The sequence below is a fragment of the Pseudomonas sp. P1.8 genome (genome assembly GCF_001269805.1).
Classification (GTDB): domain Bacteria; phylum Pseudomonadota; class Gammaproteobacteria; order Pseudomonadales; family Pseudomonadaceae; genus Aquipseudomonas.
In genome coordinates, this window is record NZ_LHVM01000017.1 from 59,731 (window position 1) to 73,066 (window position 13,336).

The 13,336-nt window shown below is 59.1% G+C and carries 10 protein-coding genes; 2 read left to right on the forward strand and 8 right to left on the reverse strand.

Features of this window, described 5'->3' with window-relative positions:
- Window positions 1–6 precede the first annotated feature (6 nt).
- Window positions 7–1,470 (forward strand): NADH-quinone oxidoreductase subunit NuoN, encoded by a 1,464-nt coding sequence (gene nuoN, locus AD668_RS19690; protein WP_053161456.1) that lies wholly within the window; start codon window positions 7–9, stop codon window positions 1,468–1,470.
- 265 nt (window positions 1,471–1,735) lie between these two features.
- On the opposite strand, the gene AD668_RS19695 is transcribed toward nuoN, so the two are convergent.
- From AD668_RS19695 to AD668_RS19720, 6 genes are read right to left on the reverse strand one after another with little or no spacing between them, the layout of a single operon-like run.
- Complete coding sequence (locus AD668_RS19695; RefSeq protein WP_053161457.1) at window positions 1,736–3,478, reverse strand: ABC transporter substrate-binding protein; 1,743 nt, start codon at window positions 3,476–3,478, stop codon at window positions 1,736–1,738.
- 47 nt (window positions 3,479–3,525) lie between these two features.
- A complete protein-coding gene (locus tag AD668_RS19700; RefSeq protein WP_053161458.1) occupies window positions 3,526–3,798 on the reverse strand; it encodes a DUF2160 domain-containing protein in 273 nt (90 codons plus the stop codon).
- A 10-nt stretch (window positions 3,799–3,808) separates the two neighbouring features.
- Complete coding sequence (locus AD668_RS19705) at window positions 3,809–4,609, reverse strand: carbohydrate ABC transporter permease (protein WP_053161459.1); 801 nt, start codon at window positions 4,607–4,609, stop codon at window positions 3,809–3,811.
- 7 nt (window positions 4,610–4,616) lie between these two features.
- Window positions 4,617–5,483, reverse strand: coding sequence for a carbohydrate ABC transporter permease (locus AD668_RS19710; RefSeq protein ID WP_053161460.1), 867 nt, complete (start codon window positions 5,481–5,483; stop codon window positions 4,617–4,619).
- A complete protein-coding gene (locus AD668_RS19715) occupies window positions 5,480–6,592 on the reverse strand; it encodes an ABC transporter ATP-binding protein (RefSeq protein ID WP_053161461.1) in 1,113 nt (370 codons plus the stop codon). The genes AD668_RS19710 and AD668_RS19715 overlap by 4 nt, the downstream gene beginning before the upstream one ends.
- A complete protein-coding gene (locus AD668_RS19720) occupies window positions 6,592–7,686 on the reverse strand; it encodes an ABC transporter ATP-binding protein (RefSeq protein ID WP_053161462.1) in 1,095 nt (364 codons plus the stop codon). Before AD668_RS19720 ends, AD668_RS19715 begins: the two co-directional genes overlap by 1 nt.
- Before the next feature lie 335 nt (window positions 7,687–8,021).
- Between AD668_RS19720 and AD668_RS19725 the strand changes: the two genes are divergently transcribed.
- Window positions 8,022–9,854: a sigma-54-dependent Fis family transcriptional regulator gene (locus AD668_RS19725; protein WP_053161463.1), complete on the forward strand. Its 1,833-nt coding sequence runs from the start codon at window positions 8,022–8,024 to the stop codon at window positions 9,852–9,854.
- A 199-nt stretch (window positions 9,855–10,053) separates the two neighbouring features.
- On the opposite strand, the gene cysS is transcribed toward AD668_RS19725, so the two are convergent.
- Window positions 10,054–11,436 carry a cysteine--tRNA ligase gene (cysS, locus tag AD668_RS19730; protein WP_053161464.1) on the reverse strand — a complete coding sequence of 461 codons (1,383 nt, stop codon included), beginning with the start codon at window positions 11,434–11,436 and terminating at the stop codon, window positions 10,054–10,056.
- Between the two features lie 15 nt (window positions 11,437–11,451).
- Entirely contained in the window at window positions 11,452–13,149 is a 1,698-nt protein-coding gene (locus AD668_RS19735; RefSeq protein ID WP_053161465.1) for a glutamine--tRNA ligase/YqeY domain fusion protein, read from the reverse strand.
- Window positions 13,150–13,336 lie beyond the last annotated feature (187 nt).

Genomic DNA, 13,336 nt, shown 5'->3' on the forward strand with positions numbered 1-13,336 from the left:
AGCGCTATGGAATTCACGACTCAACACTTTATCGCGCTTGCGCCGTTGTTGATCACCAGCGCCACGATCATCGTGGTGATGCTGGCGATCGCCTGGCGCCGCAACCACTCGCAGACCTTCCTGATTTCCGTGGCGGGTCTGAACCTGGCACTGTTGTCGATCCTGCCTGCCTTGAAAGTCGCGCCCCTGGCCGTGACGCCATTGCTGCAAATCGACACCTTCGCTTGCCTGTACATGGCGCTGATCCTGGTCGCCACCCTCGCCTGTGTGACCCTCGCCCACGCCTACCTCGGTGATGGTGGTTCGGGTTACCCGGGCAACCGTGAAGAACTGTACCTGCTGATCCTGATGGCCGCCGCCGGTGGCCTGGTGCTGGTCAGCGCGCAGCACCTGGCCGGGTTGTTCATCGGTCTGGAACTGCTGTCGGTGCCGGTCTACGGTCTGGTGGCTTACGCCTTCTTCAACAAGCGTTCGCTGGAAGCCGGTATCAAGTACATGGTGCTGTCGGCTGCCGGTTCCGCGTTCCTGTTGTTCGGTATGGCGCTGCTGTACGCAGACTCTGGCTCCCTGAGCTTCGTCGGCATCGGTCAGGCGCTGGCGGCTACCGGCCTGCCTAGCTCGCTGGCACAACTGGGCCTTGGCATGATGCTGATCGGTCTGGCGTTCAAGCTGTCGCTGGTGCCGTTCCACCTCTGGACGCCGGACGTGTACGAAGGTGCTCCGGCGCCGGTCGCAGCGTTCCTGGCAACTGCGTCCAAAGTGGCCGTGTTCGCTGTAATGGTGCGTCTGTTCCAGATCTCCCCAGCGGCAAGCAGCGGCGTGCTGAGCGACGTGCTGACCATCATCGCCATCGCGTCGATCCTGTTCGGTAACCTGCTGGCGCTGACCCAGAGCAACCTCAAGCGTCTGCTGGGTTACTCGTCCATCGCTCACTTCGGTTACCTGCTGATCGCCCTCGTGGCGAGCAAGGGTCTGGCCGTGGAAGCCATCGGCGTGTACCTGGTCACCTACGTGATCACCAGCCTCGGCGCCTTCGGCGTGATCACCCTGATGTCCTCGCCGTACAACGGTCGTGACGCGGACGCCCTGTACGAATACCGCGGCCTGTTTTGGCGCCGTCCGTACCTGACCGCCGTGCTGACCGTGATGATGCTGTCCCTGGCCGGTATCCCGCTGACCGCGGGCTTCATCGGCAAGTTCTACATCATCGCCACCGGTGTCGAATCCCATCAATGGTGGCTGGTCGGTTCCCTGGTACTGGGCAGCGCCATCGGCGTGTTCTACTACCTGCGCGTCATGGTCACCCTGTTCCTGATCGAACCGAACCTGCGTCGCCACGATGCGCAACTGCACTGGGAACAAAAAGCAGGCGGCGTGATGCTGCTGGCTATCGCCCTGGTCGCGTTCTTCCTCGGCGTCTATCCACAACCGCTGCTGAGCCTGGTTCAGCAATCGGGTCTGGCGGGTTGATCGCTTAAGCGACATTCGGCAGTAAACAAAAACGGCACCTTCGGGTGCCGTTTTTGTTTTTGTGGGATTCAACGTCCAAAGATCGCAGCCTTCGGCAGCTCCTACATTGGGATGGCGTGCGCCCTGTAGGAACTGCCGAAGGCTGTGATCTTTTGATCCTCTACCCCTCGCCTTTTTTATGTGCCGGCTTGTTCGAAAGACACGGTCCATCAGGCAAAAATGCAAACGGCACCTTACGGTGCCGTTCGCATCCTACAGCTCGACCTTATTTACGCGCCGCCTCCCACGATTTCAGCAGTTCGGCATAGCTCACGGTTTCGCCCTTAGGCTTTTCGTTTTCCAGTTTCGGCTTCGGTGCGCCCGGCTGGTCGAACCAATATTGCGCATCGCGCTCCGGGTTCATTTTCGGGGCGCAGGTGGCTTGTGCCTTGGAGCGTTCCAGACGGGTCATGATCGCGTCCTGATCCTTGGCCAGGCCGTCCAGCGCCTCTTGTGGGGTTTTCTCGCCGCTGGCCGCTTCCGCGATGTGGCTCCACCACAATTGCGCGAGGCGAGGATAATCCGGCACATTGGTCCCGGTCGGGGTCCATTGCACACGGGCCGGGCTGCGGTAGAACTCGACCAGGCCACCGAGTTTCGGCGCCAGATCGGTCATCGCTTGGGAGTTGATGTCCGATTCGCGGATCGGCGTCAGACCGACGATGGTCTTCTTCAGCGACACGGTTTTCGAGGTCACGAATTGCGCGTACAGCCAGGCCGCGAGTTTTTGCTTCTCGGGCGTGGATTTCATGAAGGTCCAGGAACCCACATCCTGATAGCCCAGCTTCATGCCCTCCTCCCAGTAAGGTCCGCGCGGCGACGGTGCCATGCGCCATTTCGGCGTGCCGTCGGCATTCATCACCGCCAGACCCGGTTTGGTCATGTCGGCGGTGAATGCGGTGTACCAGAAGATCTGCTGGGCGATGTTGCCTTGGGATGGCACCGGACCGGATTCCGAGAAGGTCATGCCCGCCGCTTCCGGTGGCGCATACTTCTTCAGCCAATCGACGTACTTGGTGGTGGCGAAGACCGCCGCCGGGCCGTTGGTGTCGCCGCCGCGAGTCACACTGGATCCCACCGGATGGCAGTCCTCGACACGGATGCCCCACTCGTCCACCGGCAGACCATTGGGGATGCCCTTGTCGCCGCCACCGGCCATGGAGAACCAGGCATCGGTGAACCGCCAGCCGAGCGACGGGTCTTTCTTGCCGTAGTCCATGTGCCCGTACACGCGTTTGCCGTCGATTTCCTTGACGTCTTCGCTGAAGAACTGGGCGATGTCTTCATAGGCCGACCAGTTCACCGGCACGCCCAATTCGTAGCCGTACTTTTCCTTGAACCTGGCTTTGAGGTCCGCACGTTCGAACCAGTCGGCGCGGAACCAGTACAGGTTGGCAAACTGCTGGTCGGGCAATTGATAAATCTTGCCGTCTGGTGCAGTGGTGAAGGAGATGCCGATGAAGTCCTTGATGTCGAGGGTCGGCGAGGTGAAGTTCTTGCCCTCGTTGGCCATCAGGTCGGTGATCGATTCGGTCTTGCCGTAGCGAAAGTGCGTGCCGATCAGGTCCGAGTCGTTGACCCAGCCGTCATAGATGTTCTTGTCCGACTGCATCTGGGTTTGCAGCTTTTCCACCACGTCGCCTTCCTGCAACAGGTCGTGGGTCAATTTGATCCCGGTGATCTCGCTGAAGGCCTTGGCCAGCACCTTGGATTCATACTCGTGAGTGGCGATGGTTTCCGACACCACTTTGATGCTCATCCCTCGAAACGGCTCTGCGGCCTTGATGAACCATTTCAACTCTTCAAGTTGCTGATCCACCGTCAGGGTGGATGGCTTGAACTCACTGCCAATCCATTTCTTCGCTGCGTCTTCATAGGCGTCGGCCCAGGCCGATGCGCTCAAACCGCTGAGTGCCAGCATGGCTGCCAATGAAATGCTATGTCGCAGCTTGTTGTTTTTGTCGAACATAGAGACCTCCTGTTTAAGTTTCGGAGCAACATTGCCGAGCGATTCGACTAGCCCCAACGCATCACAGCCAACAGCCACACCAGGGACAACGCAAAGGCGACCCAGATGCTCCAGTCGGTGACGCCGATTACCAGCAAATGCAGGTAGGCGCTGCCGAGAAGACCGATAAACAACCGATCGCCACGGGTGGTGGCAATCGGCAACAAACCACGTCGAAGCACACTCGGCGAACGCAATTCCCAAGCGGTCATGCCCGCCAGGATCAAGGCAATGACGCTGAAGAACACCGCCGTCGGGACCGTCCAGCTCATCCATTCCATCATCAACTCCTCATACCCGGCCCAGGGCAAAGCCCTTGGCCACGTGGTTGCGCACAAACCAGATCACCAACATGCCCGGCAGGATGGTCAACACCCCCGCTGCTGCGAGCACGCCCCAGTCGATGCCGGAGGCCGAGACCGTACGGGTCATCACCGCTGCAATGGGTTTGGCGTTCACCGACGTCAACGTGCGCGCCAGCAGCAGTTCGACCCAGGAAAACATGAAGCAGAAAAATGCAGTGACGCCGATGCCGGAGCCGATCAGCGGGATGAAAATCTTCACGAAGAACTTGGGAAAACTGTAGCCATCGATGTAGGCGGTTTCGTCAATTTCCTTGGGCACCCCAGACATGAAGCCTTCAAGAATCCACACCGCCAACGGCACGTTGAACAGGCAATGGGCCAAGGCCACGGCGATGTGCGTGTCGAACAGCCCGATCGACGAGTACAGCTGGAAGAATGGCAGCAGGAACACCGCTGGCGGCGCCATGCGGTTGGTCAGCAACCAGAAGAACAAGTGCTTGTCGCCGAGGAAGCGGTAACGCGAAAACGCATAGGCCGCCGGCAGCGCCACACTCAGGGAAATCACCGTGTTCAGGCTTACGTAGTACAGCGAGTTGAGGTAACCGGTATACCAGGCCGGATCGGTGAAGATCACCTTGTAGTTGTGGAAGGTGAAATCCTGGGGAAACAGCGTCAGGCCGCCGAGGATTTCGTTGTTGCTCTTGAAGGACATGTTCAACAGCCAATAGATCGGCACCAGCAGGAACAGGATGTAGATCAGCAAAGGAATCAGCTTTCGCTTGCTCATGATGGCCTCAGCGGTTGGCGTCGGAGTGAGTCATGGCGGTGTAGAACAGCCAGGACACCAACAGAATGATCAAGAAGTACACCAGCGAAAACGCAGCGGCCGGCCCCAGGTCGAACTGCCCGATCGCCATTTGCGTCAAGGTCTGGCTGAGGAAGGTAGTCGCGTTGCCCGGCCCGCCACCGGTGAGCACGAAAGGCTCGGTGTAGATCATGAAACTGTCCATGAAACGCAGCATCACCGCGATCAGCAGCACACTCTTGAGCTTGGGTAACTGGATGTGGCGGAACACCGCCCAGGCCGACGCCCGGTCAATCCGCGCCGCCTGGTAGTACACGTCCGGAATCGCCCGCAGGCCGGAGAAACACAGCAGCGCCACCAGCGACGTCCAGTGCCAGACGTCCATCACCAGCACGGTGACCCAGGCATCCATGGTGTTCGCCGCATAGTTGTAGTTGATGCCCATGGCCTTGAGACTCGCCCCCAGCAGACCGATGTCGGCCCGGCCAAAAATCTGCCAGATGGTGCCGACCACGTTCCACGGGATCAGCAAGGGAATCGCCAGAATGATCAACACCACCGACGACCAGCGGCCCTTGGTCGGCATGGTCAGGGCAATCGCGATGCCCAAGGGGATTTCGATCAGCAGCACGCAGGCCGAATAGATGAACTGGCGCAGCAGAGAGTCGTGCAGGCGCGGGTCGAGCAGCACTTGTCTGTACCAGTCGGCGCCGACGAAGTAGCGGCTGGACTGGTCGAAGATGTCCTGCACCGAGTAGTTGACTACCGTCATCATCGGGATCACGGCACTGAACGCCACCAGCAGAAACACCGGCAGCACCAGCCACCAGGCCTTGTTGTTCTGCACCTTGTTCATCGCTGCACCTCCGTGGCTTGCGCCTCCAGCAGGAACTCGTCGGCGTAGACCATCAGCCACTGCGCCGGAAAACTGATGTACGCCGTGCCTTGGGGCACCGGTTTGTCTTCGGCCAGACGCACTTTCAGCGGAGCCCCATCAAGGTTCAGGGTCATGATCTTGTAGGTGCCGAGGTCTTCCACGTGTACGACATTTGCCCGCAACGCGTCATCAAAGGCTTCGTCCCACACATGGATGAACTCCGGACGAATGCCGACCTTCAGGGTTTTCCACTCCGATTCAGCAATGCGCTGCTGCATGACCTCGGACAACGGCAGATGGGTCGACGCGAAACCGACACCACCCGGTTGTGGCTGCACCTCGATCAGGTTCATGCCCGGGCTGCCAATGAAGTAGCCGACGAAGGTATGGCTCGGCCGCTCGAACAATTCCCGTGGGGTGCCAAATTGCACGATCTGCCCGCCGTACATCACCGCAATCTTGTCGGCGAAGGTCGACGCCTCCAGTTGATCGTGGGTGACATAGACCATGGTGATGTTGAACTGCTCATGAATCTGCTTGAGCTTGCGTCGCAGCTTCCACTTCAGGTGCGGATCAATCACCGTCAGCGGCTCGTCAAAGAGAATCGCCGACACGTCATCGCGCACCAGTCCGCGGCCCATGGAGACTTTTTGCTTTTCGTCGGCGGTGAGGTTGCGGGCTTTTTTACTCAGCAGGTTCTGAAGGTCCAGGACTTCGGCAATTTCCTGCACCTTGCTGTGAACTTTCGCCTCGGCCATGCCCTGATTGCGCAGCGGGAAGGCCAGGTTATCGAACACCGTCATGGTGTCGTAGACCACCGGAAACTGGAAAACCTGAGCGATGTTGCGTTTCTCCGGGGTCAGGTTGTTGACCGCTTTGCCATCGAACAGTACATGACCCTGGGATGGACTGAGCAGACCGGAAATGATGTTGAGCAAGGTCGATTTGCCACAGCCAGAAGGGCCGAGCAATGCATAGGCGCCGCCCTGCTCCCAGATGTGGTCCATCTCGCGGATTGCGTAATCCTCCGGTCCCGCCGGGGATTTACTGTAACTGTGTGCGAGGTTCTGCAAACGGATTTCGGCCATCAGGCAACCCTCGCGATACGCCGGCCGGGCGCCTGGACCAGCCGTCCCTGCGCATCGAACACAAACAGTTTGTGGGTGGGGATGTAGATGCGGATCGGCGCATCGACGTCGTATTCATGAACGCCGGGCAGGTGCAGCACCAGCAGGAAATGCTCGTTGCGCACGTGCAGAAAGGTTTCCGAGCCGCTGATCTCCGCGACTTCAACCGTCACCGCCAGTTCGAGATCGTCGTCATTGCTCGGCACCAGCGAGATATGGCTGGGCCGCACGCCGAAACGGAACTCGCCCTCGCCCACCGGGCGCAGATCGACGTTCAGCGGAAAGTGCACGAAGTTGGCGAAACTCACTTCGTTGCCGGCAATGCGACCCGGCATCAGGTTGATCGGCGGCTCGGAAAACAACTCGGCCGCCAGCACTGTCTGTGGCTGGTGATAGACCTCGGACGACTGCCCGCTCTGGATCACACGACCTTCATGAAGAATGGTCGTGGTGCCGCCCAGGGCCAGGGCTTCGTTGGGTTCGGTGGTGGCGTAAATGGCAATGGTGTGGCGCGCCTTGAACAGCTCACGCATTTCCTGGCGCAGTTCTTCGCGCAATTTATAGTCGAGGTTGACCAGCGGTTCATCGAACAGGATCAGCTCGGCATCCTTGACCAGTGCCCGAGCCATGGCCGTGCGTTGCTGTTGACCACCGGAAAGTTCGAGAGGATGGCGCTGGAGAAACTTCTCGATGCGCAGCATTTTCGCGGTTTCCAGCACTTTACTCAGGATCTGTTCGTTGGAAATCCCGGCCTGCCGCAATGGCGAGGCGATGTTCTCGAACACCGTCATGGTCGGGTAGTTGATGAACTGCTGATACACCATCGATACATTGCGCAACCGCACGGGCCGTTGGGTGACATCGACGCCATTCATCAGGATGCGGCCGCTGTCGGGCTTGTCCAGACCGGCCATCAGGCGCATGAGACTGGTTTTGCCGGACAGCGTGCGGCCGAGCAAAACATTGAAGGAACCGGGTTCGAAACTCAGGTTGGCATCGTCGATCCAGGTCTGGCCCTCGACGGTGCGGCTGACGTGCTCCAGGGTGAGTGACATGGCTCGGCCTTTTTATTTTTTTGAGTCAAGCGACCAGAGCACTAAAGCGACATTTGTGCCAAAAATCTCAAGCTATTGATTCAGTTTGGAAATCCTTGAAATCGAGGGAAGCCTGCGTTCGTTGCTGAACACAAATGAACAACTGGAAATGAACAATTGAACAGTTGATCCATTGACAGTGAACAATAGTGAACAACACTCTATGGACTGTTCACGGCCACCTGTAGGAGCCGGCTCCTACAAAGGCGTGGCGCGTCGGAACCGTCACGTGTGAGATTCAACGTGATGTGCAAAACCCATAACAACAATAAAAGCTTGCCCAGAGATCGACTGCCATGGCCGCCCCCGCTTCGCCGTTGTCCCACGACGTCATCATCCAGGACTCCTGGTCACGCTGCCGCGCGTTCGGCCTCAGTCATCAAACCCCACCGGCATTCGATCAGCTACCGGCCTCGGACATTGCACAATTGCTGGAGAGCCAGCATTCGCTGGTGCAGACCACCCATCAGGAAGTGCTGCCGTACTACGAGAACATTCTCAGCAACTCCAACTGCCTGATCATGCTCGCCGACAATCAAGGCCAGGTGCTGACGTCCTGGGGCACCCAGCGCTTTATCGAACCGAAACTGACCCGAGGATTCAGCGCCGGTGCCAGCTGGATGGAACGGTGCAGCGGCACCAATGCCATCGGCACCGCGCTGGCCTGCGAACAAGCGGTGCACATCGAGCATGACGAACACTTCCTCAAGGCCAACCGTTTCATGACCGGTTCCGCCGCGCCGATTTTCGATGCCGAGCGCAAGGTCATCGCCGTGCTGGATGTGTCCAGCGACAGCTATCTGCCACCCTCTCATACCTTGGGCATGGTCAAGATGATGAGCCAGACCGTGGAAAACCGGCTGATCCTCAACCTGTTCCACGGCCAGCATTTTCAGTTGACGTTCAACACCGGGCTGAACAACCTCGACAGCCAGTGGGCCGGGTTGTTGATTATCGATGACAGTGGACAGGTGTTGTCCGCCAATCGCCGCGCCGATAATTTGCTCGGCGTTCGGTTGTCTCGGGTCAGCGTCGAAAGCCTGTTCAAGGTTTCACTGCTGGAGCTGTTGAATCAACCCGAAGGCCTGCCCTTCTCGCTTCAGGCTTGCGGACGCAATCGCTTCCAGTGCCTGTTGAAAAGACCAAAGCAGGTGCCGATTCAACCAAGAGTCTTCACCGAACCTGCGGTGGCAAACCCGGCACCGATCAGCCTCAACACTCTGCATTACGGCGACAGTCGCGTGGAAAAAGCCGTGCGCCAGGCCGAACGCTTGCTGGAAAAAGACATTCCGTTGCTGATCCACGGCGAGACCGGCGTCGGCAAGGAAGTTTTCGTCAAGGCCTTGCATCAGGCCAGCTCTCGGAGCAAACAGGCGTTCATTGCAGTGAACTGTGCGGCGATCCCCGCTGAACTGGTTGAATCAGAACTGTTCGGCTACGAGAAAGGCGCGTTCACCGGTGCAAATCAGAAAGGCAGCATCGGCCTGATCCGAAAGGCTGACAAAGGCACACTGTTTCTCGACGAAATCGGCGATATGCCGCTGCCAACCCAGGCACGTTTGCTGCGGGTATTGCAGGAGCGTTGCGTGCAACCGGTGGGCAGTAGTGAGCTGTTCCCAGTGGACATCCGCATCATCTCTGCGACAAACCGTTCGTTACGCGAACAGGTGCAGTTGGGGCGCTTCCGCGAGGATTTGTACTACCGCATTGGCGGACTGACCCTGGAGCTGCCGCCCTTGAGGGAACGCAGTGATAAAGAGGCGCTGTTCAAGCGCCTGTGGGAACAGCACCGCGAACCGAGCCAGTGGGCCGGTCTGAGCCGCGAGGTGCTGGAACTGTTCAGCCGTCACCCGTGGCCGGGCAATTTGCGCCAGGTCAGCAGCGTGATGCAGGTGGCACTGGCCATGGCCGAAGAGCAGCCTGTCCGGCCGGAGCATTTGCCGGATGATTTCTTTGTTGATCTGGAGATGGAGCCGGTGGAGACGGCGGAACCGATTGCCGTGGACTTGAATGACGTCGAGGATTTGAATCGGCAGTTGCAGGCGGCTGGGGGGAATATTTCGTACTTGGCCAGGCGGCTTGGGGTGAGCCGTAACACCCTTTACAAGCGATTGCGTCAGACGGAATGATGGGTTGCCCGGACGGGCCCTATCGCTGGCAAGCCAGCTCCTACAGTGCCAGAGGTGTACGTAAATTTGGCGAACGGCGCGACCTTGTAGGAGCTGGCTTGCCAGCGATGGGGCCCGCCCTGTCAGAGCAGAATTAGCGAGCAGCCCCTAAAAACAAAAACCCGCACGAGGCGGGTTTTGTTTGTAACGACTACAGCAATCAGTCAGCCAGACGCCAGGTCGTGCCGCCCTTGCCGTCTTCCAGCACCACGTCCATGGCGGTGAGCTGGTCGCGGATGCGGTCGGATTCGGCCCAGTCTTTACCGGCACGTGCCGCCAGACGCGCAGCGATCAATGCCTCAACTTCGGCTGCATCGACGCGCCCTTCGGCACCGGCTTGCAGGAAATCATCGGCTTCACGCTGCAACACACCCAGCACGCTGGCCAGTTCTTTCAAACGGGCTGCCAGACCGGCCGCGGCATTGAGATCGCTCTCGCGCAGACGGTTGATCTCACGGACCATCTCGAACAGCACCGCGCAGGCTTCCGGCGTACCGAAGTCGTCGTTCATCACTGTAGTGAAACGCTCGACGAACGCTTCGCCACCAGCAGGCGCGACTGTAGGCAAGCCTTTCAACGCATGGTAGAAACGCTCCAGAGCGCCCTTGGCGTCCTTGAGGTTGTCTTCCGAGTAGTTGATGGCGCTGCGGTAGTGGCTCGACACCAGCAGGTAACGCACGACCTCCGGGTGGTACTTGTCGAGCACGTCGCGAATGGTGAAGAAGTTGTTCAAGGACTTGGACATCTTCTCGCCATTGATGCGAATCATGCCGCAATGCATCCACGCGTTGGCGTAGGTCTTGCCGGTGGCCGCTTCGCTCTGGGCGATTTCGTTTTCGTGGTGCGGGAACTCAAGATCGCTGCCGCCGCCATGAATGTCGAAAGTCTCACCGAGGCAGCAGGTCGACATCACCGAGCATTCGATGTGCCAGCCTGGACGCCCGGCGCCCCACGGCGATTCCCAGCTCGGCTCGCCCGGCTTGGCGGCTTTCCACAGCACGAAGTCCAGCGGATCCTGCTTGGACTCGTCGACTTCGATGCGCGCACCGATGCGCAGGTCTTCGATCTTCTTGCGCGACAGTTTGCCGTAGCCCATGAACTTGCCGACGCGGTAGTACACGTCGCCATTGCCCGGGGCGTAGGCGTAACCCTTGTCGATCAAGGTCTGGATCATCGCGTGCATGCCAGGGATGTGATCCGTGGCACGCGGTTCCATGTCCGGCTTCTTGATGTTCAGGCGCGCTTCGTCTTCGTGCATCGCCGCGATCATGCGCTCGGTCAACGCTTCGAACGATTCGCCGTTCTCGTTGGCCCGGTTGATGATCTTGTCGTCAATGTCGGTGATGTTGCGCACATAAGTCAGGTCGTAACCGCTGAAGCGCAACCAGCGTGTCACCAGGTCAAACGCAACCATGCTGCGGCCGTGGCCCAGGTGGCAGTAGTCGTACACGGTCATCCCGCAGACATACATGCGCACGTTGTTGCCATCCAAAGGCTTGAAAACTTCTTTGCTCTTGGTGAGCGTGTTGTAAATGGTTAGCACGTTAACTTCCTTGAATCACTGGCCCCACGAATCACGCAGGGTCACGGTACGGTTGAATACCGGCTGACCTGGTTTCGAGTCCTTGATATCCGCGACGAAGTAACCTTCGCGCTCGAACTGGAAACGGTCTTCCGGCTGTGCATTGCCCAGCGAAGGCTCGGCACGACAACCGGTGAGTACCTGCAGTGAATCAGGGTTGATGTTGTCCAGGAAACTGGCGCTGTCTTCGGCTTTCTCTGGGTTGGCCGAACGGAACAGACGGTCGTACAGACGCACTTCGCACTCGACGCTGGCCGCAGCCGGCACCCAGTGCACCACGCCTTTGACCTTGCGGCCTTCAGGGTTCTTGCCCAGGGTGTCCGGATCGTACGAACAGCGCAGTTCGACGATGTTGCCATCGGCGTCTTTGATCGCTTCGTCGGCACGGATCACGTAGCTGCCACGCAGACGCACTTCACCGGCCGGCTCCAGGCGCTTGTAGCCCTTCGGCGGCTCTTCCATGAAGTCTTCACGGTCGATGTAGATTTCCCGGGCGAACGGCAGGACGCGCACGCCCATGTCTTCTTTCGGGTGGCACGGCAGTTCGAGGTTCTCGACCTGGCCTTGCGGGTAGTTGGTGATCACGACTTTCAGCGGACGCAGCACGCACATGGCGCGCGGGGCGCTGTGGTCGAGGTCGTCACGGATGCTGAATTCGAGCATGCCGAAGTCGACCACGCCGTCGGAACGGTTGGTGCCGATCATTTCGCAGAAATTGCGGATCGATTTCGGCGTGTAGCCACGGCGACGGAAGCCCGACAGTGTGGACATGCGCGGGTCGTCCCAACCATGCACGTGCTTCTCATCGACCAGCTGCTTGAGCTTGCGCTTGCTGGTGATGGTGTAGTTCAGGTTCAGGCGGCTGAACTCGTACTGGCGCGGATTGGCCGGCACTGGCAAGTGCTCGAGGAACCACTCGTACAGCGGGCGGTGGCTTTCGAACTCCAGGGTGCAGATCGAATGGGTGATCCCTTCGATGGCGTCCGACTGACCGTGGGTGAAGTCGTAGTTCGGGTAGATGCACCACTTGTCGCCGGTCTGGTGGTGATGAGCATGGCGAATGCGATACATGATCGGGTCGCGCAGGTTCATGTTCGGCGAAGCCATGTCGATCTTGGCCCGCAGTACGCGTGCGCCGTCCTTGAACTCGCCGGCCTTCATGCGGGCGAACAGGTCCAGGTTCTCTTCGACGCTGCGGTCGCGGAACGGGCTGTTCTTGCCTGGCTCGGTCAGGCTGCCACGGTACTCCTTGGCTTGTTCCGGGGTCAGGTCGTCGACGTAGGCATTGCCGGACTTGATCAGCTCAACCGCCCAGTCGTGCAACTGGTCGAAATACTGCGAGGCGTAGCGCACTTCGCCGGACCATTCGAAGCCCAGCCATTTGACGTCGCTTTCGATCGCGTCGATGTATTCCTGGTCTTCCTTGGCCGGGTTGGTGTCGTCGAAACGCAGGTGCGTGACGCCGCCGAACTCCTGGGCCAGGCCGAAGTTCACGCAGATCGACTTGGCGTGGCCGATGTGCAGGTAGCCGTTGGGTTCAGGCGGGAAACGGGTGACGATCTGCGTGTGCTTGCCCGAGTCCAGGTCTGCCTGGATGATCGGCCGCAGGAAGTTGACCGGCACGGCAGGGCCGGTCTTGGCATTCGAGGTAGGGTCGACAGTGGGCTTGCTCATAGGATCCTTGAACGTACAAGTGCGTGGCCGTAATGAAGGCCGGACAAAACAAAGCCGCTATCATAGCCGATGCCGTCAAGTACCTGACAGAGCGCGCTCTGTAAACCGTCGCATTTAATAGGCTGTAAATGAAAAAACAGCCTCGAAATTCGCGCCTGTCACGCTAAACTGCGCACCTTGGCCGAGA

Bases quoted from the DNA above. Each gene is read 5' to 3' on its own strand.
- nuoN (WP_053161456.1), top strand. From the start codon at position 7: ATGGAATTCACGACTCAACACTTTATCGCGCTTGCGCCGTTGTTGATC.
- AD668_RS19695 (WP_053161457.1), bottom strand. From the start codon at position 3,478: ATGTTCGACAAAAACAACAAGCTGCGACATAGCATTTCATTGGCAGCC.
- AD668_RS19700 (WP_053161458.1), bottom strand. From the start codon at position 3,798: ATGGAATGGATGAGCTGGACGGTCCCGACGGCGGTGTTCTTCAGCGTC.
- AD668_RS19705 (WP_053161459.1), bottom strand. From the start codon at position 4,609: ATGAGCAAGCGAAAGCTGATTCCTTTGCTGATCTACATCCTGTTCCTG.
- AD668_RS19710 (WP_053161460.1), bottom strand. From the start codon at position 5,483: ATGAACAAGGTGCAGAACAACAAGGCCTGGTGGCTGGTGCTGCCGGTG.
- AD668_RS19715 (WP_053161461.1), bottom strand. From the start codon at position 6,592: ATGGCCGAAATCCGTTTGCAGAACCTCGCACACAGTTACAGTAAATCC.
- AD668_RS19720 (WP_053161462.1), bottom strand. From the start codon at position 7,686: ATGTCACTCACCCTGGAGCACGTCAGCCGCACCGTCGAGGGCCAGACC.
- AD668_RS19725 (WP_053161463.1), top strand. From the start codon at position 8,022: ATGGCCGCCCCCGCTTCGCCGTTGTCCCACGACGTCATCATCCAGGAC.
- AD668_RS19735 (WP_053161465.1), bottom strand. From the start codon at position 13,149: ATGAGCAAGCCCACTGTCGACCCTACCTCGAATGCCAAGACCGGCCCT.